The 22,773-nt window shown below is 37.2% G+C and carries 25 protein-coding genes; 4 read left to right on the top strand and 21 right to left on the bottom strand.

What is annotated here, in order from left to right:
* Nucleotides 1-327: 327 nt before the first annotated feature.
* The 7 genes from prsW to E2K98_RS16120 form a co-directional block, all read right to left on the bottom strand.
* Nucleotides 328-1,017, bottom strand: a complete 690-nt coding sequence (gene prsW, locus E2K98_RS16150) for a glutamic-type intramembrane protease PrsW (protein ID WP_133335857.1) — start codon at nt 1,015-1,017, stop codon at nt 328-330.
* 85 nt (nt 1,018-1,102) lie between these two features.
* Nucleotides 1,103-2,071, bottom strand: a complete 969-nt coding sequence (locus E2K98_RS16145; RefSeq protein WP_133335855.1) for a YpdA family putative bacillithiol disulfide reductase — start codon at nt 2,069-2,071, stop codon at nt 1,103-1,105.
* 262 nt (nt 2,072-2,333) lie between these two features.
* Complete coding sequence (locus tag E2K98_RS16140; RefSeq protein ID WP_133335853.1) at nt 2,334-3,611, bottom strand: Glu/Leu/Phe/Val family dehydrogenase; 1,278 nt, start codon at nt 3,609-3,611, stop codon at nt 2,334-2,336.
* 228 nt (nt 3,612-3,839) lie between these two features.
* Nucleotides 3,840-4,421: a genetic competence negative regulator gene (locus E2K98_RS16135; protein ID WP_133335851.1), complete on the bottom strand. Its 582-nt coding sequence runs from the start codon at nt 4,419-4,421 to the stop codon at nt 3,840-3,842.
* A gap of 85 nt (nt 4,422-4,506) precedes the next feature.
* Entirely contained in the window at nt 4,507-5,274 is a 768-nt protein-coding gene (locus tag E2K98_RS16130; RefSeq protein ID WP_133335849.1) for a metallophosphoesterase, read from the bottom strand.
* A gap of 25 nt (nt 5,275-5,299) precedes the next feature.
* Nucleotides 5,300-5,665 (bottom strand): hypothetical protein, encoded by a 366-nt coding sequence (locus E2K98_RS16125; RefSeq protein WP_133335847.1) that lies wholly within the window; start codon nt 5,663-5,665, stop codon nt 5,300-5,302.
* Between the two features lie 57 nt (nt 5,666-5,722).
* Entirely contained in the window at nt 5,723-6,358 is a 636-nt protein-coding gene (locus tag E2K98_RS16120; protein WP_133335845.1) for a CBS domain-containing protein, read from the bottom strand.
* A gap of 147 nt (nt 6,359-6,505) precedes the next feature.
* On the opposite strand from E2K98_RS16120, the gene E2K98_RS16115 reads away from it, so the two are divergent.
* Genes E2K98_RS16115 through cotJC form a run of 3 tightly spaced genes read left to right on the top strand, consistent with a single transcriptional unit; the run spans nt 6,506 to nt 7,587 of the window.
* Complete coding sequence (locus E2K98_RS16115; RefSeq protein WP_026573319.1) at nt 6,506-6,736, top strand: spore coat associated protein CotJA; 231 nt, start codon at nt 6,506-6,508, stop codon at nt 6,734-6,736.
* Nucleotides 6,733-6,993, top strand: a complete 261-nt coding sequence (locus tag E2K98_RS16110) for a spore coat protein CotJB (protein WP_026573320.1) — start codon at nt 6,733-6,735, stop codon at nt 6,991-6,993. The genes E2K98_RS16115 and E2K98_RS16110 overlap by 4 nt, the downstream gene beginning before the upstream one ends.
* 24 nt (nt 6,994-7,017) lie before the next feature.
* The gene (gene cotJC, locus E2K98_RS16105; RefSeq protein ID WP_026573321.1) at nt 7,018-7,587 is read left to right on the top strand and encodes a spore coat protein CotJC; all 570 of its coding nucleotides are present in this window, start codon (nt 7,018-7,020) and stop codon (nt 7,585-7,587) included.
* Between the two features lie 29 nt (nt 7,588-7,616).
* On the opposite strand, the gene E2K98_RS16100 is transcribed toward cotJC, so the two are convergent.
* The 5 genes from E2K98_RS16100 to E2K98_RS16080 form a co-directional block, all read right to left on the bottom strand.
* Nucleotides 7,617-8,072: a YpbF family protein gene (locus E2K98_RS16100; RefSeq protein ID WP_026573322.1), complete on the bottom strand. Its 456-nt coding sequence runs from the start codon at nt 8,070-8,072 to the stop codon at nt 7,617-7,619.
* 93 nt (nt 8,073-8,165) lie between these two features.
* Entirely contained in the window at nt 8,166-8,879 is a 714-nt protein-coding gene (locus E2K98_RS16095; protein WP_133335843.1) for a LysM peptidoglycan-binding domain-containing protein, read from the bottom strand.
* A complete protein-coding gene (locus tag E2K98_RS16090) occupies nt 8,876-9,478 on the bottom strand; it encodes a CPBP family intramembrane glutamic endopeptidase (RefSeq protein WP_026573324.1) in 603 nt (200 codons plus the stop codon). Before E2K98_RS16090 ends, E2K98_RS16095 begins: the two co-directional genes overlap by 4 nt.
* Nucleotides 9,475-10,983: a RecQ family ATP-dependent DNA helicase gene (locus tag E2K98_RS16085; RefSeq protein ID WP_133335841.1), complete on the bottom strand. Its 1,509-nt coding sequence runs from the start codon at nt 10,981-10,983 to the stop codon at nt 9,475-9,477. Before E2K98_RS16085 ends, E2K98_RS16090 begins: the two co-directional genes overlap by 4 nt.
* Nucleotides 10,974-12,020, bottom strand: a complete 1,047-nt coding sequence (locus E2K98_RS16080) for a helix-turn-helix domain-containing protein (RefSeq protein ID WP_165976298.1) — start codon at nt 12,018-12,020, stop codon at nt 10,974-10,976. The genes E2K98_RS16085 and E2K98_RS16080 overlap by 10 nt, the downstream gene beginning before the upstream one ends.
* A 253-nt stretch (nt 12,021-12,273) precedes the next feature.
* Here E2K98_RS16080 and E2K98_RS16075 point away from each other — a divergent pair, with 253 nt between their 5' ends.
* On the top strand, nt 12,274-12,522 hold the full coding sequence (locus E2K98_RS16075; RefSeq protein ID WP_026573327.1) for a ferredoxin: 249 nt from the start codon (nt 12,274-12,276) through the stop codon (nt 12,520-12,522).
* An 88-nt stretch (nt 12,523-12,610) separates the two neighbouring features.
* Here the strand turns inward: E2K98_RS16075 and E2K98_RS16070 are convergent, their stop codons facing one another.
* From E2K98_RS16070 to rluB, 9 genes are all read right to left on the bottom strand, one after another.
* Nucleotides 12,611-13,348 carry a peptidoglycan DD-metalloendopeptidase family protein gene (locus tag E2K98_RS16070; protein WP_133335837.1) on the bottom strand — a complete coding sequence of 246 codons (738 nt, stop codon included), beginning with the start codon at nt 13,346-13,348 and terminating at the stop codon, nt 12,611-12,613.
* A 170-nt stretch (nt 13,349-13,518) separates the two neighbouring features.
* Nucleotides 13,519-14,703: a hypothetical protein gene (locus E2K98_RS16065; RefSeq protein ID WP_133335835.1), complete on the bottom strand. Its 1,185-nt coding sequence runs from the start codon at nt 14,701-14,703 to the stop codon at nt 13,519-13,521.
* Nucleotides 14,678-15,229 (bottom strand): RNA polymerase sigma factor SigX, encoded by a 552-nt coding sequence (sigX, locus tag E2K98_RS16060; RefSeq protein ID WP_133335833.1) that lies wholly within the window; start codon nt 15,227-15,229, stop codon nt 14,678-14,680. The genes E2K98_RS16065 and sigX overlap by 26 nt, the downstream gene beginning before the upstream one ends.
* Nucleotides 15,230-15,625: 396 nt before the next feature.
* Nucleotides 15,626-17,419 (bottom strand): ATP-binding protein, encoded by a 1,794-nt coding sequence (locus tag E2K98_RS16055; protein WP_133335831.1) that lies wholly within the window; start codon nt 17,417-17,419, stop codon nt 15,626-15,628.
* A complete protein-coding gene (locus E2K98_RS16050; protein ID WP_133335829.1) occupies nt 17,416-18,132 on the bottom strand; it encodes a response regulator transcription factor in 717 nt (238 codons plus the stop codon). The genes E2K98_RS16055 and E2K98_RS16050 overlap by 4 nt, the downstream gene beginning before the upstream one ends.
* 173 nt (nt 18,133-18,305) lie before the next feature.
* A complete protein-coding gene (ccsB, locus tag E2K98_RS16045) occupies nt 18,306-19,490 on the bottom strand; it encodes a c-type cytochrome biogenesis protein CcsB (protein ID WP_133335827.1) in 1,185 nt (394 codons plus the stop codon).
* Nucleotides 19,491-21,122 (bottom strand): cytochrome c biogenesis protein ResB, encoded by a 1,632-nt coding sequence (gene resB / locus E2K98_RS16040; RefSeq protein ID WP_133335825.1) that lies wholly within the window; start codon nt 21,120-21,122, stop codon nt 19,491-19,493. It abuts the gene before it with no gap.
* A 20-nt stretch (nt 21,123-21,142) separates the two neighbouring features.
* Nucleotides 21,143-21,667 (bottom strand): thiol-disulfide oxidoreductase ResA, encoded by a 525-nt coding sequence (resA, locus tag E2K98_RS16035; protein ID WP_026573336.1) that lies wholly within the window; start codon nt 21,665-21,667, stop codon nt 21,143-21,145.
* 100 nt (nt 21,668-21,767) lie between these two features.
* Nucleotides 21,768-22,505: a 23S rRNA pseudouridine(2605) synthase RluB gene (rluB, locus tag E2K98_RS16030; RefSeq protein WP_133335823.1), complete on the bottom strand. Its 738-nt coding sequence runs from the start codon at nt 22,503-22,505 to the stop codon at nt 21,768-21,770.
* Nucleotides 22,506-22,773 lie beyond the last annotated feature (268 nt).

The following is a 22,773-nucleotide window of genomic DNA, read 5'->3' as shown; positions in this document are numbered from 1 at the left end:
TAGGATTTTTTTCTTTTTCATGGAATTGTAACCCCCAGATGTAAATCTTTTTACAGTAACCCTATTTTTTGTTTTCATGGAAATTTTATTCATACAATTGTTTGGCTACTTTTATGCAAAGGCTGTGTTAAACTTGGTTGTTGATTTCCGCTCCAGGATGCTCGCTTTCCGCGGGGCGGGCGGTGAGCCTCCTCGGCGCTTAAAGCGCCTGTGGGGTCTCACCTGTCCCGCTGCTCCCGCAGGAGTCTCGCACCTTCCGCTCCAATCAACGCTGTTTAAAAATCAACATTGTTCTTTAACAAAGCCTATGCAAAAAAAATCCCTTCATTAAGACTGAAGGGATTTTTCAACAGAGTATTTCTTTTTAAAATGATTTGCACTAAGTATTTTCGCCGTTTTAACCTTCCTTAATCCAAACCACCAAAGAAAAATCATAAAAGGGAAAATAATATAAATCCAATTTTCTTGGGTTATTAGAATATAATCATAAACACCATGGAGAATAAAAGGTAAGAGCAGTGAAAGAATGATCCATTTCATCTTTAAACCTTCTGTAAATTTTGCCTTTCCAATATAAAAACCCATAATAACACCAAAAAGGGCATGGCTTGAAACGGGGAGTAATGCCCTTGTTACAGCATGCTCAATTCCATTAGCAACTAAATAAAAAATATTTTCTACAGTGGCAAACCCTAAAGAAGCTGCAGCTCCATAAACAATTCCATCAAAGGGTTCATCAAATTCAACATGTGAGTATATGGCATAAAAAAGAATAAACCACTTGAAGAATTCCTCCAATAGGCTTGAGGTCAAGAAAGCATCAATCACTTCAGACTTTATGAGGTGTTCCGTTTCAAATACATGCTGGATAAACATAATTGGGAAAACAAGAAGGGCTCCATACATAAAGGTTCTCAGAACAACAGAAATAGGTTCCGTTTCATATTCATCTTTTAAATAAAAATAACTTAATAAGGCTAACCCGGGAGCAATTCCCGCTGATAAAATTGCCAGCATCTAGGATCCTCTTTTCAATCCGTTTTTTATATCGTATCATGTAACGAACTTAAATGAAATGAAAGATTCTTCTAGTTAAATATAATTATTTGTTTTCTTTTTCCATGATGGATTTTGCAATGAGACCCCCGTGGAAACGTCCATTTTCAATAAATATTTCATTTGCATTGTTACCCGCAGCAATAACTCCAGCGATAAAAATACCGCTTATGTTTGTTTCCATCGTATCTGGATTATAGCAAGGCCTCCCAGATTCCCGATCAATATCAATCCCCATCGTTTTTAGAAAATGATGGTCCGGATGGTAACCGGTCATAGCAAAAACAAAATCATTGTCTATTGTATGCTCTACCCCATCCTTTACATAGGTCACTTGCTTTTCAGTAATTTCTTTTACATGTGCCCTAAATTCCATCGAAATCATTTCATTACGAACCAATGCTTCGAATTCAGGAAGTATCCAGGGTTTAATACTTGGAGAATATTCATTCCCTCTGTACAAAACCGTAACTCTTGCCCCAGCCTTTTCAAGTTCAATCGCAGCGTCCACACTGGAATTTTTACCACCGATTACGCAAACATCTTTATCAAAATAAGGATGTGCTTCTTTAAAATAATGAAAAACCTTTGAAAGATCTTCACCAGGCACATTCATATAGTTGGGGTGATCGTAATACCCCGTTGCAATTATTACGTAAGGAGCCTCGTAGGTGCGTTTATCCGTCTTTACGACAAACCTTTCCCCCTGTTTCATTACTTCCACTACTTTTTCGTATGCATGAACACGTAATTTTTTTCTTTTTACAACCTCCCGGTAATAAACCAATGCTTGATTACGGCGAGGCTTATAATTTTCTGTTAAAAAAGGGACTTCTCCAATTTCTAATTTCTCACTCGTACTAAAAAAAGTCTGATGTGTTGGATAATGATAAATAGCATTCACAACATTTCCCTTTTCAATAACAAGTGGGTTTTTTCCTATTTCTTTTAAAGAGATGGCTGCAGCTAGGCCGCATGGTCCGCCTCCGACAATGATTATATCTTCATTTTGCATAACGAATGCACTCCTTAATGAATTGTATATGTTTATACATGGCTATTGATTTCCGCTCCAGGCGCGAGCGGTTCGCGGGCGGTCTGGGGAGCCTCCTCGGCGCTTAAGCGCCTGTGGGGTCTTCCCTTTCCCGTCCCCCCGCATGAGTCTTCGCGCCTTCCTCTCCAATCAACTAGTTTTGAAATTCAACAATGATTTATAAATAAAAAAAAACTCCCACCACTATGATAGGAGTTTTTTTATAAGGTTTCAATGTTTTAACTTAAATCCAGCCTCTGAAACGGCTTGCCTCTGCCATTTTTCTTACGCCAACCATATAGGCTGCAAGGCGCATATCGACGCGGCGTGTTTGTGCTGTATCATAAATACTGTTAAATGATTTTACCATTATTTTTTCAAGTTTTTCTTCTACTTCTTCTTCAGACCAGTAGTAACCTTGGTTATTCTGCACCCACTCAAAGTAAGAAACTGTTACACCGCCGGCAGATGCCAATACGTCAGGTACAAGCAGGATACCGCGCTCTGTAAGGATTTCAGTTGCTTCAAGTGTTGTCGGACCGTTTGCTGCCTCAACAACAATCTTAGCACGAATATCGTGTGCATTATCCTTGGTAATTTGATTTTCAATTGCAGCAGGAACAAGAATATCACATTCAAGTTCAAGCAATTCTTTATTTGAAATCGTATTATTAAATAATTTAGTCACTGTTCCAAAGCTGTCACGGCGATCCAATAAATAGTCAATATCAAGTCCATTTGGATCGTAAAGTGCTCCATATGCATCTGAAATCCCTACTACTTTTGCACCCGCATCATGCATAAATTTAGACAAATAGCTTCCTGCATTACCAAAGCCCTGAACGACAACCCTTGCACCCTCGATTTGGATACCTTTCTTTTTCGCAGCTTCGCGAATACAGATTGTTACGCCCTTCGCTGTAGCAGAATCACGGCCATGGGATCCTCCTAGAACAAGTGGCTTTCCTGTAATAAATCCAGGTGAGTTAAATTCATCAATTCGGCTATATTCATCCATCATCCAAGCCATAATTTGCGAATTTGTAAATACGTCTGGAGCAGGAATATCTTTAGTAGGTCCAACGATTTGACTGATAGCACGCACGTAGCCACGGCTTAATCTTTCAAGCTCTCTAAAAGACATATCGCGAGGGTCACAGACGATTCCGCCTTTACCGCCGCCATATGGAAGGTCAACAATACCGCATTTCAAACTCATCCAAATCGAAAGGGCTTTTACTTCTGTCTCTGTCACACCAGGATGGAAACGAATACCGCCCTTTGTAGGACCAACAGCATCATTATGCTGGGCACGATGGCCAGTAAATATTTTTATTGAACCGTCATCCATACGAACTGGAATTTTCACTGTCATCATGCGTAACGGTTCTTTTAATAGTTCATATACCTCTTCAGGATAACCTAATTTTTCAAGGGCTTTATGAATAACGGTTTGTGTAGATTTTAACACATTATTCGTTTCCTCTTGATTAGTCTTTTCAGTACCATTTTCGGCTACCATTTGTAAACCTCCTAAGATATCTCTTTTACGAATGTTGTCCGCTTTCAGACACAAGTATACACTTTTAAATGATTAATGCAAGAAGAAAAATATACTTTTCCTTTTTCTTAAAAAAATTTTGTGTAAACGCTGCCACTCTTATGTATAAGGGATTCTCTGGAATCTGAATATCCAATTCATAATTTGGGCAGAAAGAAGCGGTGGCCCCCTCCTAAACAGGCTAAAAACCTATTTAAAAAAATGGAGGATGGTTTCCACCGCTTTTTTTTCAATTATTTTTTTGCCATATTCCTCAAGCATGTATGGACTAAGTATAGAAGGCTCCCCATATTCAGATAGCAGAGATGCTGCTCGTTCGTTTGTTATAGCATCCAATTTATTGATAAGTAAATAATAACGGTCATTCATCGAAAACAATGTACCAGCCAAAATATTAATTAAACTAAGCCTTTTCGAAAGATTTATGATATCTTCAAAACTTGCAAACTCATACAAAAGATCTTCAGAACCTTCAACCCTAACCTGCATTTCAATAAAGCCATCGAATAAGGATTCCTCATCTTCAGCCGTTTCATCGACGGTAATAATCATAATCATTCCCTGAGCCTGTAAAGAAAAAATTTCCACTGCAACTGAACCCTGTATCTCAACATCAAATTCCTCACTTGCCTCTTCCAGCATATCATGAAAGAGCTGATGCCATTTTATCGAATCCTTCCAAATATCCTCCTTGGAGAGGCCTCTTTCAAATAAATCATCAGAGGTTAAGAAAATTTTAATTTTATTGGCTGTTAAGCGTTCTAAGCGCATGCTTTTGCCCCCTGCCGTGACCTAACTCTTGTGTTTAGTGTATGTCATCGCCGTTTAATGGTGAATTGTCTACCTCACCAATCGCTTAGATTCCTTTTTTCAGTGTAATTAAATGGCTTTCTGCAGGTGCCCCCAGCCTTAACGGAACAGTTGTTGTCCCGTAACCGTTACTGATCAGGAGCGTGGTATTCTCTAACTTTTTCAATTGCCCTTTTTTGAATGGACTATATCCAAGAATATGAATTTGCCCTCCATGTGTGTGTCCGCTTAACACCAGCCTAATTTCATCTTGGGCTTTAATTTTATCTGTTATATTAGGATAATGACTGGCAAGAATTTTAAAGCTATTTGGATCCGCATCCATAAGCGCGAAATCGAGCCGGTCCCGATCTTGACTTAAATCATCAACTCCTAATAAACATAATTTATCGCCTTCCCCTGATTCAAAGGTTACAGCTGTATTATCGAGAACCTTAACCCCAAAGTCCAAGAAGATCGCATCTAACTCATGATAATCCACTTCATAATCATTATTTCCCCAAACAAAATAAACAGGTCCAAGGCTTTTTAATTTTTTCAGATTTTCCTTTACTTTTGAAAATGGTACACCTTTTTCTGTTAAATCCCCTCCGATAATGACGATATCGGTTCTACCTTTTACTGCATGAATAATTTTGTCCGAAATACTGCGCCGGTGTATATCGGAGATAAAAAAAAGAGAAACCTTACCAAATGATTTTGGAAAATCACTAAATTCAATTTCCTCTTCCCTTACTTGATTTAGAAATGCTTCTCTGATCATATAAAACAAAAGGCAAATACCTACCAATAAAACAATGATGATTATAACCATTTTCAAAGTTTCCCCTTTACACGTTCTAACGTTCTACGGAAATAATACCATAAAGAAAACTTAAACTAAAAAAGAGAAGTGTCAATTCAGGTCCTATATAAAAATGCACTGAAAAAATCAGTAGTAAGCCTGATAATGCAGCAAGTACTTCCCATCCCCGGCGCTTTTGCTCTTGAAGATGTTTTTTCTTCAAAATAGTTTCACGTATGTATCGAGCATTCACAACGAGCCCAATAAAAAATGCAATCGATCCCGCAAAAAATTCTAATGGCTTAACGATAAATCGAATAAGGAAATCAGTTAAAATAAAAGGGTGGTTGATTGGAATCCATTTATTTATAAGGTATCCACATAAAAAGACTATGCAAAGTTTCCAAATACTCGCTGCCAAAAAAATCCCTCCCATACAAATGTATGAGAGGGAAATAATTTCTTTCCTAAGACCATATTATTCATCTTCTTGAATATTTAAAATTCTAAACCCATGCTCTTCCAGTTTCTTTGTAAACTTATCTATATTATCCTTCTTTTCAACCTTCATTACTATTCTACGAACAAGTTTATCGGTTTCATCAAATGTAACCAGAGAGATAATGTGCTCGTGGAAATGATGGGCAATTTCCGAAAGGCGGGCGATTCGGCCCTCCGTTTCAACCGAAGTAAAGGCTATTCGGACACCTGGGCGATGTACGCCAAATGCACTTTCAAATGCACTTAACACATCTGAACGTGTTACGACACCAAGAAAGTTACCACTTGAATCTACAACTGCCAGCAGTGGAAAATCTTTAAGTTCCAGAAGTGTCTTTTCAAATACTTCCCCACCTTCTAAGAAATCATCATGGTGTGTTGCAACTTCATTTACGGTTGTGGTAGATAGAAAGTCATCACGCTGTTGATTGGATTTAAAAAAGTTTTCGTATATCCCATATCGAGTGACAACACCTACATACTTTGCTCCATTGAGTACCGGTAAACCATCAATTTGGTGTTCTTCTAATTGTGTCAATGCTTGTTTCAATGTTTGATTATGTTGAACTGTAAAACACTCGTGCTTAGGTATCATCATGTTTTTTACGAACAATTCCATCACCTCTAGACTTTTAATCCTACATCCTTATTATAGTTCAACAATCTCGTCCAAAACCCCACTTTGTTGTTAAAGTTTAGTGTCATGTTTCCCAATTAACATCATATATTTATCTATGATGTTAAAACAAGGAGGTTTAATATGAATACTCATAACAAAACCTATCATCCTTATGCAAGCCCATTCGACCCTTGTAAGCCGATTACAGTAAAAACTTATTCGACCCCTCCCCATTTATATATGGGATTTCAACCGCCAAATTTACCACAATTTTCACCCATGGAGGCCCTTAGGGCAGGGACATTATGGAAAGATTTTTATGACCCATACTATAACTCTTATGAAAAATCTAAAGGAGGCTTACCTTCATGAAACAGGTTCCTCCTGAATACTATCAATTGATGGAGCAGCTGCAAGCAGTGGATTTTGTTTTAGTAGAGCTCACACTTTACCTTGATACACACAATGACGATCTTGAGGCCATTAACCAATTTAATCACTATGCAAAAGAAAGGAAGCGTTTGAAAAAAGCCTTCGAAAGCCAGTTTGGCCCACTATTGCAATTTGGCAACAGCTACTCCAGTCACCCTTGGAATTGGGATGATACACCTTGGCCTTGGCAGGTTTAGAACAGATAAAGAGAGGGTGATTACATGTGGATTTATGAGAAAAAATTACAATACCCCGTAAGAGTAAGTACCTGTAATCCAACATTAGCAAAGTACTTAATTGAACAATACGGAGGCGCTGATGGGGAATTAGCTGCTGCCTTAAGATACTTAAATCAACGGTATACCATTCCCGATAAAGTAATTGGCCTCTTAACGGATATTGGAACAGAGGAATTTGCCCATCTTGAAATGATTGCCACAATGGTGTATAAATTAACAAAAGATGCCACACCTGAACAATTAAAAGCAGCCGGGCTCGGTGCTCATTATGCGGATCACGACGGGGCATTATTCTACCATAATGCTGCAGGGATACCTTTTACCACTCAATATATCCAAGCAAAAGGAGATCCAATTGCAGATTTGTATGAAGACATTGCTGCAGAAGAAAAAGCCCGGGCTACCTATCAATGGTTAATTAATTTAAGTGATGACCCGGATATTAACGACAGTCTTCGTTTTCTGCGTGAACGGGAAATTGTGCACTCCCAGCGTTTCCGAGAAGCAGTAGAAATCCTTAAAGAAGAACGTGACCGTAAGAAGATTTTCTAATCTAGTAGAAGCAGCCAATAGGCTGCTTCTTATTTTTTCGCATGATAGAGATTAATGTCATAGGTTTTTTTTATGATTTCAAAATCAACATGGCGATTTTTCCATTGTTCTTCCTTTTTCCATAAATCCTTACTTCTATCTACAATTTCACATCGTAAATCATGATATTCTTTCTCGAACTTGTCTTTTTTTTGCTTTAATACATTCATCCACCCATACATTAAGATGGTCATGGCTAATAAAATTAAATTTTTTAAATCGCTCACTGAAACAGAAAACATGGCAAAAAAGGAATAAGAATATTGTTTTCCTATCGTAATATAGAAGTAATACAGATATATAAATGACACGACAAGGGTTGCCATGATCCAATAATTATGCAGTTTTTTTGCATCGTCAAACTTTTTCTTTCTTTTTCGGACATTTTCTAGAATATGTTTCGTGGTTTCATCCGTATATTGTAATTTAAGGATTGGAGTATCCATTCATCCCCCTCCATTTCTCCTTATAACGATATGAACTTGTCCGGTGAATTATGTTTAAAATATTAAAAAACCGATCACTTTTTGTCTGATCGGTTAGTTATTTAAGGGGATTTTTAGAACCTGTCCCGTATAAATTTGATTATTCTGAAGATGATTTGCATCTCGAATGATGTTAATCCCGGACTTAGAATGATAATAGTTCATCGCAATTCTAAATAATGTTTCCTTTGGTTGAACGGTATGATAAACTAATTTACGTTTCTCAGCTGGAGCAGCCGTTTTAAGCTGATCGGTTTTACTTTTTTCCATTTCATTTTGCCCAGTTTGACGCTTGACTGTTTTGTTCTGTTCAGGTTTTTTGGGCTCTTCACTTTTTTCCGGCAGCTGGCTGGATGCTGGTTCCGTTTTATTATCATCACTTTTAGCATTTAAGTCACTGCTATCTTGTTTTACTTCCTTCTTTTCAGACTCAGAAATGTCCGAGCCAGCCTCTTTATCTTGCTGTGACGTTTCCAGTTTGATGGATTCATACCCTGATTGATTCCCTGAGACTTTCTCTGCTCCGGTTATCTTTTTTCCATGATAGTAAGAGATGATGCTGAAACAGGTGATTGGCAGAAGGATAAACAATAAAACCAATAGTCGGATGATCGGATATTTTAATTTCACCTTGGTTTTTTTCGGTTTTTGACGGTGAAGCTGGCCTCTTGGAGGTAACCGTTCACCATTTTCCGGCTTTTCATTTATTTTTTCAATTCGGCGTTTTAATCGCTCAGCCTGATCTCTATATGGTTCCTCTGGATTCATGGTGCGTCCCCTTCCCATTCGTCATACTTCTTTTGTCTAATTTTTATATACATCCCCAATAAAAAATCGATTACGAAATGCATCACAATTGTAACCGCAAAATTATTTGTCCACTCATATATAAATCCAATAAAAAAGCTTAACAATACTATATTAAAAAACAAATACCAATTAAATAGATACCGATAGTGAATCACGGCAAAAATAACACTTGCAAAAATCAATCCAATCTTTGTTTGAATGATCCCTCTGAATAATAATTCCTCACTAAAAGCCACAAGTGCGGCAATCCAGATAATCTGAAGTATATTTTTATTTTTAAATATACGCTCATTGAGCCCGCCATCGTCATAAAAAGAAGATGGCAGCCATTTCATTAAGGTAATATCTACGATTACAACCAGGATTCCGGCAGGCAGGCCTATATTTACAATCCTAATATCATTCAGGCGGAAATAGCGTAAAAAAGAAAAATGATCAAATAATAAAATACCTAAAATAATAGAAATGGTTATTAGAATAATTTGAGTCATATACAGATGGAATAATAATTCTCGATCTGTTAACCCCCTAATTAAATCATTATACTTATTTTTCATTCACTCATCTCACAATTGATTAAAATTTTCTCAAGATATTCTTTCCATTTCTTTGGGTTTTTGTCCTTAGAATCCTTTTTATTAAAGGATTGATAATTAAAAAGATCCATCCCACAACAATCACAACAAAGCTTTACATTGTTTTGAATCGATGTCTCCTCAAAATAGTTTAAAATAAATTCCCTTCTGCAGGTGTCGGTTTCCACCCATTTTTTCATTAAGTAAATATTACTTTTTTTAATTGAACGTCTTTCCATTACATAATCCGAGATGATTTCCTTTAATTCTTCCGGTCCTGTTACTTCCTTGTATTGCTTAATGAAGGTTTGAATGATTCGCCACTGAATTTCTGAAAATCCGCCATTTTCAATAAATTGATGACTCTTATCGGAAAAATCTTGATAAGTATTAAAATCTTGTCTTATTCTGGTGAACAGCCAGTCCAGCTGCTGTTCTGAAGGAAGTTCACCTTCTGCGAGCTGTAACGGAAGCTGTTCATCCCAAGGGGAGTATAAAAATATCGCAACACTTGGTAAACCGTCTCTCCCTGCCCTGCCGATTTCCTGCAGGTACGACTCAAGCTGCATAGGCATATGAAAGTGTATAATAAACCGAATATTTTCTTTATTTACTCCCATTCCAAATGCACTCGTAGCACAGATGACATCTAATTGACCGTAAATAAATTGCTGTTGTATTAAAATTCTCTGCTCGTGATCCAGTCCACCGTGGTAAGCCATCACTTTTGATACACCATTCTCCACCAAATATGACGCCATTTTTTCTGCAGCTTTTTTACTTGAAAAATAAATGATACCTGGTGTTTGCAGTTTTGAAACGAGCTCCAGAACCCGCCGTTGTTTTTCGGGGATATCTGCTAGTTTTTCTACATAATAGGCAATATTAGGGCGATCTACGGTGGACTCAATTATTTCAACCTCTTGAAGATTCAGGGATTGGACGATATCTTCCTTAACCTTCCTGGTAGCAGTAGCAGTGAGGGCAAGCGTAAGGGGGTTTCCTAATCTCTTACGAATATAACCTATTCTTGAGTAATCAGGTCGAAAATCATAGCCCCATTGGGAAATACAATGTGCTTCATCAATAACGAACAGCGAAATCGAAAGTTCTTGAAGTTTACGAATCATAAAATCAATACCGAGCATCTCCGGTGAAATAAAAATATACTTGTATTTCCTTAGGTTTTGCAGAACATTTTTTCTCTCTTCAGAGGAAAGAAAGGAATTTAAAGCTACTACACGTTTTTCACCCATCTGCATTAACTGTTCTACCTGATCCTGCATAAGCGATAAAAGCGGCGAAATAATAATAATTTGTCCGTGTAGGACATATCCTGGGAACTGGTAGCAAAGAGATTTTCCCGTACCAGTAGGAAGAATAGCTAAAGTATCATTGCCGGCTAAAATCGATGAAATAACTTCCTTTTGTCCGTTTTTAAAAGTATCAAACCCAAAATGCTTTTTTAATAATGTTTCTAATTCCATCGCAATTCACCATACTTTGCCAACACAAGGCGAATTTGAAAATAACTTGCCTGAGTCAAACTATTCCTGATTATTTTCAATTGCCTTGTGTGCAATTGAAAAGCAAGATTCATGATTTTATTTTGCAATTCTTTATCTACATATTTTTCGATTGAAAAATCATCTATATTTAAGGCAAATTCCACAAGATGGTCTTCTATTGTACTTTGTTTTAAATGGCGCATCTGTACAATTTCTTCGATGCTATACCCTTTTTTCAATAAGTCCCAAGTTTTTCGTGCAGAGATTGTTAATGAATCATTTTTCCTACGTCCATGAAAAATGGATGATAAAAGTGGATAACGTTCAAAATTGGCCTCTATCGTTTGGATTAAATAATGAATGATATTGATAAATTCAATATGATACTCAGGGTTTTCCATATTTAACATTTTTGCGTTTTGTCCCTCTGTTAAACCAATTTGCCGATAACCAGTTAATCGATATATCAGTACATCGGGATTGACGTCCGGCGTTGTATCAAAGACATCGGTTAATTCTATAAAAAGCAATCTTCCTAAGTCATCTCGAGAATGTTTGAATTTTTTTACAACCTCTTTCAACCATAAATGAGTATCTTTGTTTTTTTGTATAGGAATATACCGGCTTTCTTGATGAACTAAATTGGAAATAACCTGAACAAGTAAAGAAAGTCTTTCCCAAAAAGGATTAGCAAAATGTTGATATTCCCAGCCTTTCAAATAGCGAGGCAAGGGATGATTATTCAAATGAAGTTCACCTGTGGGTGTAAGTAAAAAATGATGGTCGCCACTGGGATTAATCCATCCTGTTTCAAGAATCCTTTGAATGATGCTTTCAAAGGATTCTCTTGGGAAAGGTTCAATAATCCGAAAAAAATTTTTAAGTGAATATAGGTGTGCATCTTGGATAGTTTGTGACGATTTTTTTCCATTTAACAGATGGTAAATGGAATAAATTGTCCGTTCCCCATTTAATTGCTTTAGGCAATAAAGAATAATGTTTTCTAAGGATTGCATCCGGCTCCACCACTTTTTTGAATTCATCGACAATTTCAGTCATTTTTCTATTATATTCTACCATGAAATGAACAATCTGGTTTCATGAAAATGTTGAAGAATATTGGGCATGCTAAAACAGCCATTGATTTGTAACCATTTTTCTATTGAAAAGTTACACATACAGTTTTACAATAGGTAAGAGAAATGCTTTTCCATTTATAGTGGAAAAGAGTAATATTAATTTTTGTTATTTTTTGGGAGGTTTTTTTTCATGGCGAAGTACACAATTGTTGACAAAGAGACTTGCATTGCTTGTGGTGCTTGCGGGGCAGCTGCACCAGACATTTATGATTATGATGATGAAGGCATTGCATTTGTAACTCTTGACGATAACGAAGGGATTGTTGAAATTCCGGACGTATTAATCGATGACATGATGGATGCATTTGAAGGCTGTCCAACTGATTCAATCAAGGTTGCTGAAGAGCCATTCGATGGTAATCCAACTAAATTTGAATAAACCAGCTAACATTGGTTAAGCTACTAACCCTCTTTAGAACAGAGAGGGTTTAATGCATAAAAAAAACCCGCTGGTTTGCGGGTTTTTTTTATTCAGGAACAATCAATATTTGTTTTGGTTTAATTAAATCAGATTTAAGCCGATTCAGATTTTTAATTTTTTCAATGGAAAGGTTGCTTTTCTTGGCAATCGAGGTCAAGGTGTCACCTTTCTTAACAATATATTGATTTACATTTATCCGTGATTCACGCAGATAATTCGAGCTTGCGGCTACGATACTGTCCCGACTGCTTGCAATTCCCCCTTGGACGGTTTCCCCTACCTCCGCCTTTCCTAATAGCCTTTCAGGGTCAAAAGCATTTTTTTTATCATAGGTCCAGGCTGATTCATGTGTTTCAAAATGAAGGTGAACACCAGTAGCCTGCCCCGTTCTACCCATTTTCCCAAGCATTTTTCCTTGTTTGACCGCTTGTCCTTCTGTTACAAAACGCTGTAATAAATGAGCATAAACGGTAACAAATTGATTTGGGTGTTTAATAAAAACCACATTTCCATATGTATTAGAGTAGTAGGATTTGACCACTACTCCATCGTCAACAGCTAAAACAGGAGAATTTAATTTTCCTGCTATATCAATCCCTTTATGTTTCCCAAATCTTGTTCCATATGTATCAGAAATAACACCATCTGCTGGCCAAATCCAATCAATTTTTACTTCGTTTGCCTTTAGCATGCTAGCTTCAGTATGCCTTCCCCCTAAAAATAACAAACTGACACAAACCGCCAAAATAGCAGCAATCAAAAACCTTTTAACATAATCCAACATTACTAACTTTCCTCCTTAAATCTGTTCCTCTCCAACACACCATATGTTATTTAGATTCCATTTAGAACCTCCTTGGGAGAGGAATGGTAAAGCATACTTGTTATAATTTGGATTGGTTTATCTTTTTATACATTGAAAAAGATCAACCTATTGGGTTGATCTTTCATACATTAAGGGGTAGATCGGAGATTGGGTGCCAGGGGCACTTTAATTTCTTTTGTTAAATCAAAGTTGCCTACCCGTTTTAATGGCGCATTAAGAATGAAAACGGATTTTATTCCAAACTCTTTTGCCGTTAATAATAAAGCCTCAATCGAATAAATCGTATTCTGTGAATCCTCCATCATTGATTTTTCTTTTAGGGTTAGAAAAAGGGTATTCTTTCTTATTAACATCTTCTTAAATTTTATTGCAGGTAAAATAGAAGCTTTTAATCCCCCTTCAGATTGATCCTTTTTCATTGCCACAAAGGCCGCTTTTAAGGTATTATATTTATCTTGTGACGGAACTAAAAAAGGTTTATCCTGATTTCTGGGAACAAAAAGGAAAAAAGCCCTTTGCCTTTCATTTTCAGCATTAAGTTCTTCCAAATGACCATAATCCCCTAATTCAATGCCGGGTTGACGATTGGTTGAAAACCTTATTCTTTTTACATGACTGTTCGTGGAAATATCCTTTTTTATTGCGTTTACAAAAATAGTTTCATTTGCCCCTTGGCCATATGGATGGTCTTTCGGAACGTCTACATTCACACTATCGCCCTTTGCATTTAAGGATAGCGTTGCATTCATAGGGTAAAAATCACTTAACCCCCATTTTTCCTCTTTTAACTGAACCATATATTCATTGAATAGGCTCATCCATGATTGATTATTCTTTCGATTGACGATCGTGGAAACAGGAATCAAAATCTGACCTTGATGGTCTGGTATCCAATAGGTTAAAACCTTTCTATTTCCAACATCCCCTTCATATGCAGCTGTATTCTGATTCATCCCTCTCATAAGTCCATACTTCTCTGTCCCTGATGAATCTAATGCTTTCGAAGAAGATTCGCCTTTTTTCATCTCTATTGTTTTTTCTTGTTTATCTGATAAAAGTTCCATTTTTTTGTTAGACTTTTCATCTGCTTGATCCATGAAAATCTGATTACTAACAAGAATTTTTGGAATTAAAATTACGATGAGAAGTACTGCAGCTGCTGAAGCTATTGCGGGTAAAATCCAAGCTGGCTTCTTCCGCCTTTTTAAAGAAAGGTTTTGATAAATGTCACGAGGATTGCGATGATCTTTAATTTTAGGCATTTGCCGTAGTAGTTCTTCGAGCTGCTTATCGCTCCACTCTGACTTTTTCACTTTTTAATCCCTCCTTTTCAGAAAGTAAATCCATCTGTTTCTTTAATATCTTTAAGGAACGGTGCTGGGTAGTTTTGACCTTGCTTTCCGTCCAGCCAAGTGTTTCGGCGGTCTCTGCAATTGATAAATCGTGGATATAACGAAGAATAATAACAGCTCTTTGATCTACAGTGCAATATTCCAAACATTTGTATACACTCATAATTTCTTCTTTTTGAACCGTTATTTCCTCTGGAATAGGGTATTCGTCCCTCACTTGACTTGTGGACCAATCAAACTTTTCTAATAAACGGTCCTTCCAACCTTTTTGCTTACGGAAAAAGTCGATGGCAACATTTCTGGCAATTGAATATAGCCATGTCTTTTCACTGCTTTTCCCCTCAAAATGGCTATAAGATTTATATACGCGAATATAGACCTCTTGGACAAGATCCTCGGCATGTTCTTTATTTCTAACCATATAAAATAGAAATTGAAATACGTCATGATGATATTTATGATATAACTCATCGAAAACGGAGTCCATCTATTCCCCTCCCCGTTCAAAAGATTAGTCGACATTTATGTATAAAAAGTTTCAACTTTATTAGAAAAGCATAAGCGCCTTGGTAAGCCCCGACAAGTGCTGGAGGCCCTGACGGTGAAGTCGCTCTTTGACTTCATCGGCAGGGCTGAAGCATCCTATAGGGGCTAGGCGCTGGAGCTGGACAATTCTCAAAGTCCAAAATATTTTTCTATTCCTCTAAATATAGACTTTTTTCCGTTAAAAAGGAAGGAATTTCTTAGAGGTGATTTCGGTTGATTTGCGCTCCAATCTTTATAGGTAAGAAATTAACAACATTGCCTAAAACAAAAAACTCATCCATTTTTGATTGGATGAGTTGAAATGTTTCTTGTGTATCAAGAACAATCGTCAAAATATTCACTCTTTTCCCTGTTTTCGAGGAAGAAAGAAGGAAAATGTCGTTCCTTGACCGATTTTACTATGAACGGAAATATGTCCGCGATGGGCTTCAATAATATTCTTGGCAATAGCAAGTCCTAAACCAGTCCCAGACCTTCCCCGAGTACGGGCTTTATCTGCCTTATAAAAACGTTCAAATACAAACGGTAAATCTTCCTCAGGAATACCAGAACCTGAATCAGCAACTTCCATGACAATTCTATTATTCTCCTCGGAAACTTTTAATGTCACTCTTCCATCCTTTGGGGTATGCCTAATGGCATTATCAATCAGATTGGTCAACACCTGTTCAATGCGATCTGGGTCGAAAGAAATTGGACTGACTATATTCCCGATATATGAACTTAATAAGATTTCATGCTCTTTGGCAAGACCTTGGAATTTATGAATAATCCTATTTATAAAGGAAGAAAGATTAACTTCCTCCACCGTTAATTGAATATGTCCCGCTTCCATCCTTGCCAAATCAAGAAGTTCATTCACAAGGCGTCCCATTCTTAATGATTCGTCATAGATTACTTTTGCCATCTCTTTTTTCTCTTCCTGTGTTTCCGCAATATCATCGACAATTGCTTCACTATATCCTTGCAGCATCGAAATAGGTGTTCTTAGTTCATGTGATACATTGGCAATAAAATCTCTTCGCATTTTTTCAAGCAGCCGTTCTTCCGTCATATCACGTAAAACCGCGACAGCCCCCCGTATAAACCGGTTGCTGTAAAGCGGACTCACTAAAATGACCCAATGACGCCCCTGAAGAGAAATTTCACCAATTTTCTCTTTTTCGGTATCAACAGCTTGTTGGAATAGTTCCATGACTTTCGATGGAATTGCCTCTGAATGGGACGATAGGCCTTTTTCATAGTACCAATATTGAAGAAACCGATCTGCAGGTGGATTAGTAATTAAGATGGTACCATCACGATTAAAGGTAATAACCCCGTCTGCCATACTGCTCAGGATGCTTGCAAGCTGTTCTTTTTCTTGGTTAAGTGCATTCATGTTGAATTTTAATTGTCTTCCCATCTGATTAAAAGCCGTTGCTAACTCACCAATTTCATCATGGGTGAGTATTGGAACCTTTGTATCAAACTTCCCTCTCGCCACTTCAAATGCCGCCTCTCGCATCTTTCGTAGTGGCGCTGTAATTCGCGTTGATAAAAAGAAGGCAAATATAGTAGTTAAGATAATAGCAACTCCAGCGACAAGTAAAATAAATCGTGTTGTCGAATGGGTTGTTTCCTGCATGTCCTTTAAGGACTGATAGATGAAAACTGCGCCCATTTTTCCATTTGGTAAATGAAGCGGCACTCCAATAATAGAATAGCTTGCTTCTTGATTACCGTCACTTTGGTCTACTGCAAAATCCGAAACCTTTTCTACCGTTTTATTTTCTTTAAAAACCTTTGCCAATTCAGTGTCTTTTTTAATATCTGAAATGGTCAATTTCGTTGCTTTTTTTGTATTTGGTGAGTAGTAAATCTCATCGTCATTTTTAACAATGACTACTTTTGTAACGTCATCGATTATTTCCCATGATATCTCCAATGCAAGCGAAAATTGATCATTCGGATGCTCTTCCAACACACGGGCAATTTTTTCTGCAGAATGAGTTAATTTATCTTTTGTTTCAAGAATGTTTTGGTTTTGAAAAAATTCGAGGAGCATCACTGTTAGAATAAACAGTACAACTGATACCAGTAATAGAATGGTAATCCATAGTTTACCTACTACACTTCGTAGAAAGGTCATCCATTTACAACCTCAAATTTATATCCGACACCCCAAACGGTTACAATCATTCTGGCAGCCTGTTCAGATACTTTGTTTAATTTCTCTCGAAGACGTTTTACGTGGGTATCTACCGTCCTCAAATCTCCAAAAAATTCATAATGCCATACTTCTTTTAATAATTGTTCTCGGTCAAAAACTTTATCGGGAGCTTTTGCCAGGAAATATAGCAATTCATACTCTTTTGGTGTTAAACTTACTTCTTTTCCCTCTGCAGTAACTCTATGTGCATCATTATCAATTGTTAAAAATGGAAATACGATAACGTCTTTTGTCGTCGTTTCAGTTTGTAAAAAACTTGTTTGAGACGATCTTCTCAATAAAGCTTTTACACGCAGGACAACTTCCCTAGGGCTAAAAGGTTTTACAATATAGTCATCTGTACCAACCTCAAAGCCTTGCACTCGATTGATCTCTTCACCTTTCGCCGTTAACATAATGATAGGGGTCGCTTTCTTTTCCCGCAGTTCACGGCAGACCTCGATACCATCCTTACCAGGCATCATAAGGTCCAAAAGAATTAAGTCATAATCATTCTCTATCGCTTTAGATAAAGCTTCTTCTCCATCTTCAGCTTCGTCAATCATATAATTTTCACGCTCTAAATACATTTTTAAAAGTCGGCGAATTCTTTCCTCATCATCTACAACTAAGATTTTTACGTCTTTTTCCATTAAATAATCCCCCCATGTTGTTATTTTACAAAATGAGTTTATTTTTTGCTATATTTTCAAAAGAAATGCTTTCCTAAAAGTGTCAAAATTATGACAGGGTATAATAATTATTATTAAAAATAGCCTTCACTAACCAATTGTGAAGGCTATAAGATTAAATCTATTCTTATCTATTATCCAGCATATGAATGAAGACCAGCAATGACTAAGTTAACCGCAACTAGATTAAACATGATAATTACAAAGCCGATGACTGCAAGCCATGCTGATTTTTCACCATGCCAGCCTTTTGACAGACGGAGATGTAAAAAGGCGGCATAGAACAACCAGGTAATTAGAGCCCATACTTCCTTAGGGTCCCAGCCCCAGAATCTTGTCCATGCAACCTGCGCCCAAATCATTGCAAAGATGAGAGCACCAAGTGTAAATACAGGAAAACCGATTATTACAGACCGATAACTAATTTCGTCAACAAAATCGAGTTTAATATTTCTTACAAACGGCTGAAGAGCTGCGGCAATTCGTTTTCGAAGCACTAAGCGAATGATACCGTAAAGAATCAGTCCTCCAACAAAGGACCACATGACCGTGTTCATTTTTTTAGCATTGATCATTGCCGGCATTTCCACAACCGGTTCAAAACCACCCTTTGTTACTAATTCTCCTTTATGAGGCCCAATAACAGCGGGCATTGTGTATTCAACTTGCACTTGATTTTTATTTTTATCAACCCAGTTGAATTTCTCATGATAACCGATTCCGGAAAAAATGGAAGAAACTAAAACAAATCCCAATGTGGTAACAAGACCAAACATGACAATTTCAAGCCAAAAGGTTTGTTTACTAGATTTCGATTGATTAACCGCCTTTACAAGATAGATTAAACCTGCCGCAAAGCTAATGGCTAATATCGCTTCACCAATTGCAGCAGTGGTCACATGGATATAGAGCCAATAACTTTGCAATGCTGGTATTAATGGCGTTATATCACGCGGAAACATACTTGCGTAAGCAATGACTAGAATAGCTACGGGCATGGTAAACAATCCAAGAAGGACGGCTCGATAAATAAAATAGATAACAATAAATGCCCCGACAAGAGCCATACCAAAAAAGGTTGTAAACTCAAACATATTACTTACTGGTGCATGTCCAGAAGCAATCCATCTTAGAATAAAGTAACCCAATTGAGAGATGAAACCAATAATCGTTAAAAATACAGCAATTTTCCCCCACTTGTTGGTTCCTTTTTTCTCATCTATATTTTTTTTCGCTTTAATCGCTCCTCCATAAAATAAGGTAGCAATTAAGTAAAGAATAAAAGCAATAAACAGCAAATTACTACTAAGTGATACCAACTATGCTTCCTCCTTCTCCGTCCTATCTTTTTGCAGCTGATCCTCAGGCATGGTAAAATGCGTATCCGCTAAAACCGTTTCCATTTCTCGTTTCAGACCGTACCAGTTTTTATTTGTATGGGCTGCAACCCATACCTCGCCATTTTTATGTTGAATCCAGATTCTACGATGATTCCAATAAGCGCCTTGGACAACCCCAATCATAAAAACAATACCGCCCAAGATGATGGCCCAAATCGTTAAATCCTTTCTAACTGTTAAACCAGAAACATTTTTTGTCTCGATGCCTCTAAATGTCATTTTATACTTATTATTACCAAAAGGCTCAATATTTTGTCGGATTGCAACAAAACTCGTTTCCCCTTTTGGTTTATCTGGTGTAATCATTCGAAATACAAATGCAGGATTGTTGGGTACTCTCGATTTTGTAGTAGGTTCTCCGCCTTTTTCAAACTCAAAATCGGGAAAATAGCTTAGAACTTTCACAGAATACCCATTACCAAGATCATAAACAGGCTTAGGATTATAAAGATTGATTTTTAAATCCCCATAGGATTTTCCAGTCGTTTTATTCGTCAACGCAAAAGACATAGACTGCAGTTCATCAAGCTTGTAATCGACTTGATAGACTGAATACCCGTTAAAGGATAATGGATCGTTAACACGAATACCATAGTCTTTAACCTTTTTTAGCTTCGGCTTTTCACCAGGAATGTTTTCGCCGACTCTTTCGTAGAGAACAACATTAGATTGATAATTTTTAGCCACTTGGTTGACTCTATTAAGAGCCTGATCAAATTTTTTGTCTTTGTCCTTATCATATAGCTGTAAGATAAATCTTTCATTCTTCAGGTAGTATTTACCATTAGTTTCAGGAATAACAGCAGTTTCTCCTTCACGAATCCACAAGGATTTATCAATATACATTCCAGGAACAAAACGAAGCATTGCACCAATTAAAAAAATGATCAAACCTACATGGTTTACATATGGGCCCCAGCGGGAAAAACGACCCTTTTCCGCTAACAAATCCCCATTTTCTTCACGAACATGATAGCGCTTCGCCTTTAAATGTTCTTTTACCTTTGTGAAATCATCTGTATTAATGGATGGATTGACTCCGAAAACACGCTGACGTTTTAAAAAACCTTCATGTCTTGTAACATTTTGAGCTTTTAAAGCTTTATATAAAGGCACAACCCTGTCAAGACTGCAAATAACCAAGGAAATTCCAATCATCGCAATCAATAATAAATACCACCATGAACCATATAAATCATTAAAGCCAAGCTGGTAATATAATTTCCCCAACCAGCCATATTCCTTCTGATAATACTCGTCTGCAGGCATTATTTGCGGTATATATTCTTCCTGTGGAAAAATCGTCCCTACTGCAGAGGCTATTAAGGTTATGACAATTAGCCACACCCCAACCTTTACAGAAGAGAAAAAATTCCATATTTTATCAATAATGGTTTTATTATAGGTTTGTGAACGTCGTGCACTTCCCTCATAGCGCATGTCAACTAATTGTTTTTCTTTCTCCTGTTCATCCAATACCTTTCCACACGCTTCACATAGCACGGTTCCATGGGGATTCACATGTCCACATTCACATTTTGCATCTTTCATGATAAAAACTCCCAACAACCTTAAGGTTTAATTTTCTCCATAAATTCCCTTACCCTGTCTTCCGTTAATTGACCAGTAAAATATTTTACTACATTGCCATTTTTATCAATTAAAAATGTCGCTGGAAGCGGATCAATACCGTAGACATTCATCACTTGTTTATCCTTATCAATGACAATTGGGAAATCAAGACTATATCGGTCCACAAATTGGTTAACGGCAATATTTGACTCGTTAATATCAACCGCGAGAACCTGCACACCTTTATCCTTAAATTGCTGGTATTGATTATTTATGTAAGGCATTTCTTTTTCACAGGGTTTGCACCAAGTTCCCCAGAAATTTAGAAATACTCCCTGTCCTTTATAATCGGATAAACGATGCTTTTTCCCCTGCATATCGGTTAAAACAAAATCCGGTGCCGGTTTTCCGATTGCTACTTTTTGCTGATCATCCTTAGTTAAATTTTGATATAGCGTATAAGCAACAGCTAACCCAAGTACAAGCAATATAATCGTTCTCATCACTAAACGCCGTTTTTTCATTTATACCCCTCCAGAAAACCCCTTTTAACACAGTTTGTCTAAATTATACCATTTTCCAACACCGCCATATTATTAACAAAAACGGGCAATTGTGAAACTTCTATGAATTTTTTTTGGTAGATTCCATCGCAAGTGCTCTTAACTGCTTAACTTCATGCGGAGTTAATTCTCTTGCATCACCAGCACTTAGTCCATTTAATGTTAGAAAGCCATAACGTTCACGCTTCAATTTTATTACCTCATGGCCAATGGCTTCGAACATTCTTTTAACTTGGCGATTTCTGCCTTCATGGATAATAATTTCAACAATGGCTGTTTGTTTCTTTTTATCCAATGAGAGCATTTTTACCTTTGCAGGTGCGGTTTTTCCATCCTCAAGCCGAATGCCTTTTTCCAATTTTCTTAAACTTTCTTTTTGTGGAATCCCTTTTACTTTTGCAACATATACTTTTTCAATTTCATTCCTCGGATGCATCAATAAATTAGCAAATTCCCCATCATTCGTCATTAGCAAAAGACCAGATGTATCATAATCTAACCGCCCGACAGGATAAATTCTTTCTTTAAATTCTGAAAAGAAGTCGGTAACCACTTTCCTTCCTTTATCATCACTTACGCTTGAGATTACTCCGCGCGGTTTGTACAATAGAAAATAAACTGGTTCTTCTCTTTCAATCGGTATTTCATTAACTTCTACTTTATCGTTTGCTGAGACCTTTAAACCAAGCTCGGTAACAATTTTCCCATTTACCTTCACTTTTCCTTCTTTGATTAATTCTTCCGATTTCCTTCTTGATGCGATGCCTGCTGCGGCCATTACTTTTTGCAATCGTTCCATTTTATATTTCACCTCGGGGATTTTTCTTTTAAACATTGGTTTTGTTAAATTTGTCTGTTGATTTCCGCTCCAGGCGCGAGCGGTTCGCGGGCGTGCCGGGGAGCCTCCTCGTCGCTTCGCTCCTGTGGGGTCTCCCCTGCCCCGTACTCCCGCAGGACAGTGAATTGCTTCCTTGAATCCGCCCACGCACGAAGAAAATGCGATAGCATTTTCGAGGAGTCTTCGCGCCTTCCGCTCCAATCAACTGGGTTAAAAAATCAACATTGTC

It is taken from the genome of Bacillus salipaludis (assembly GCF_004358205.1).
The sequence above is the reverse complement of the archived record's forward strand: the minus strand, read 5'-3'. Positions and strand labels throughout refer to the sequence as shown.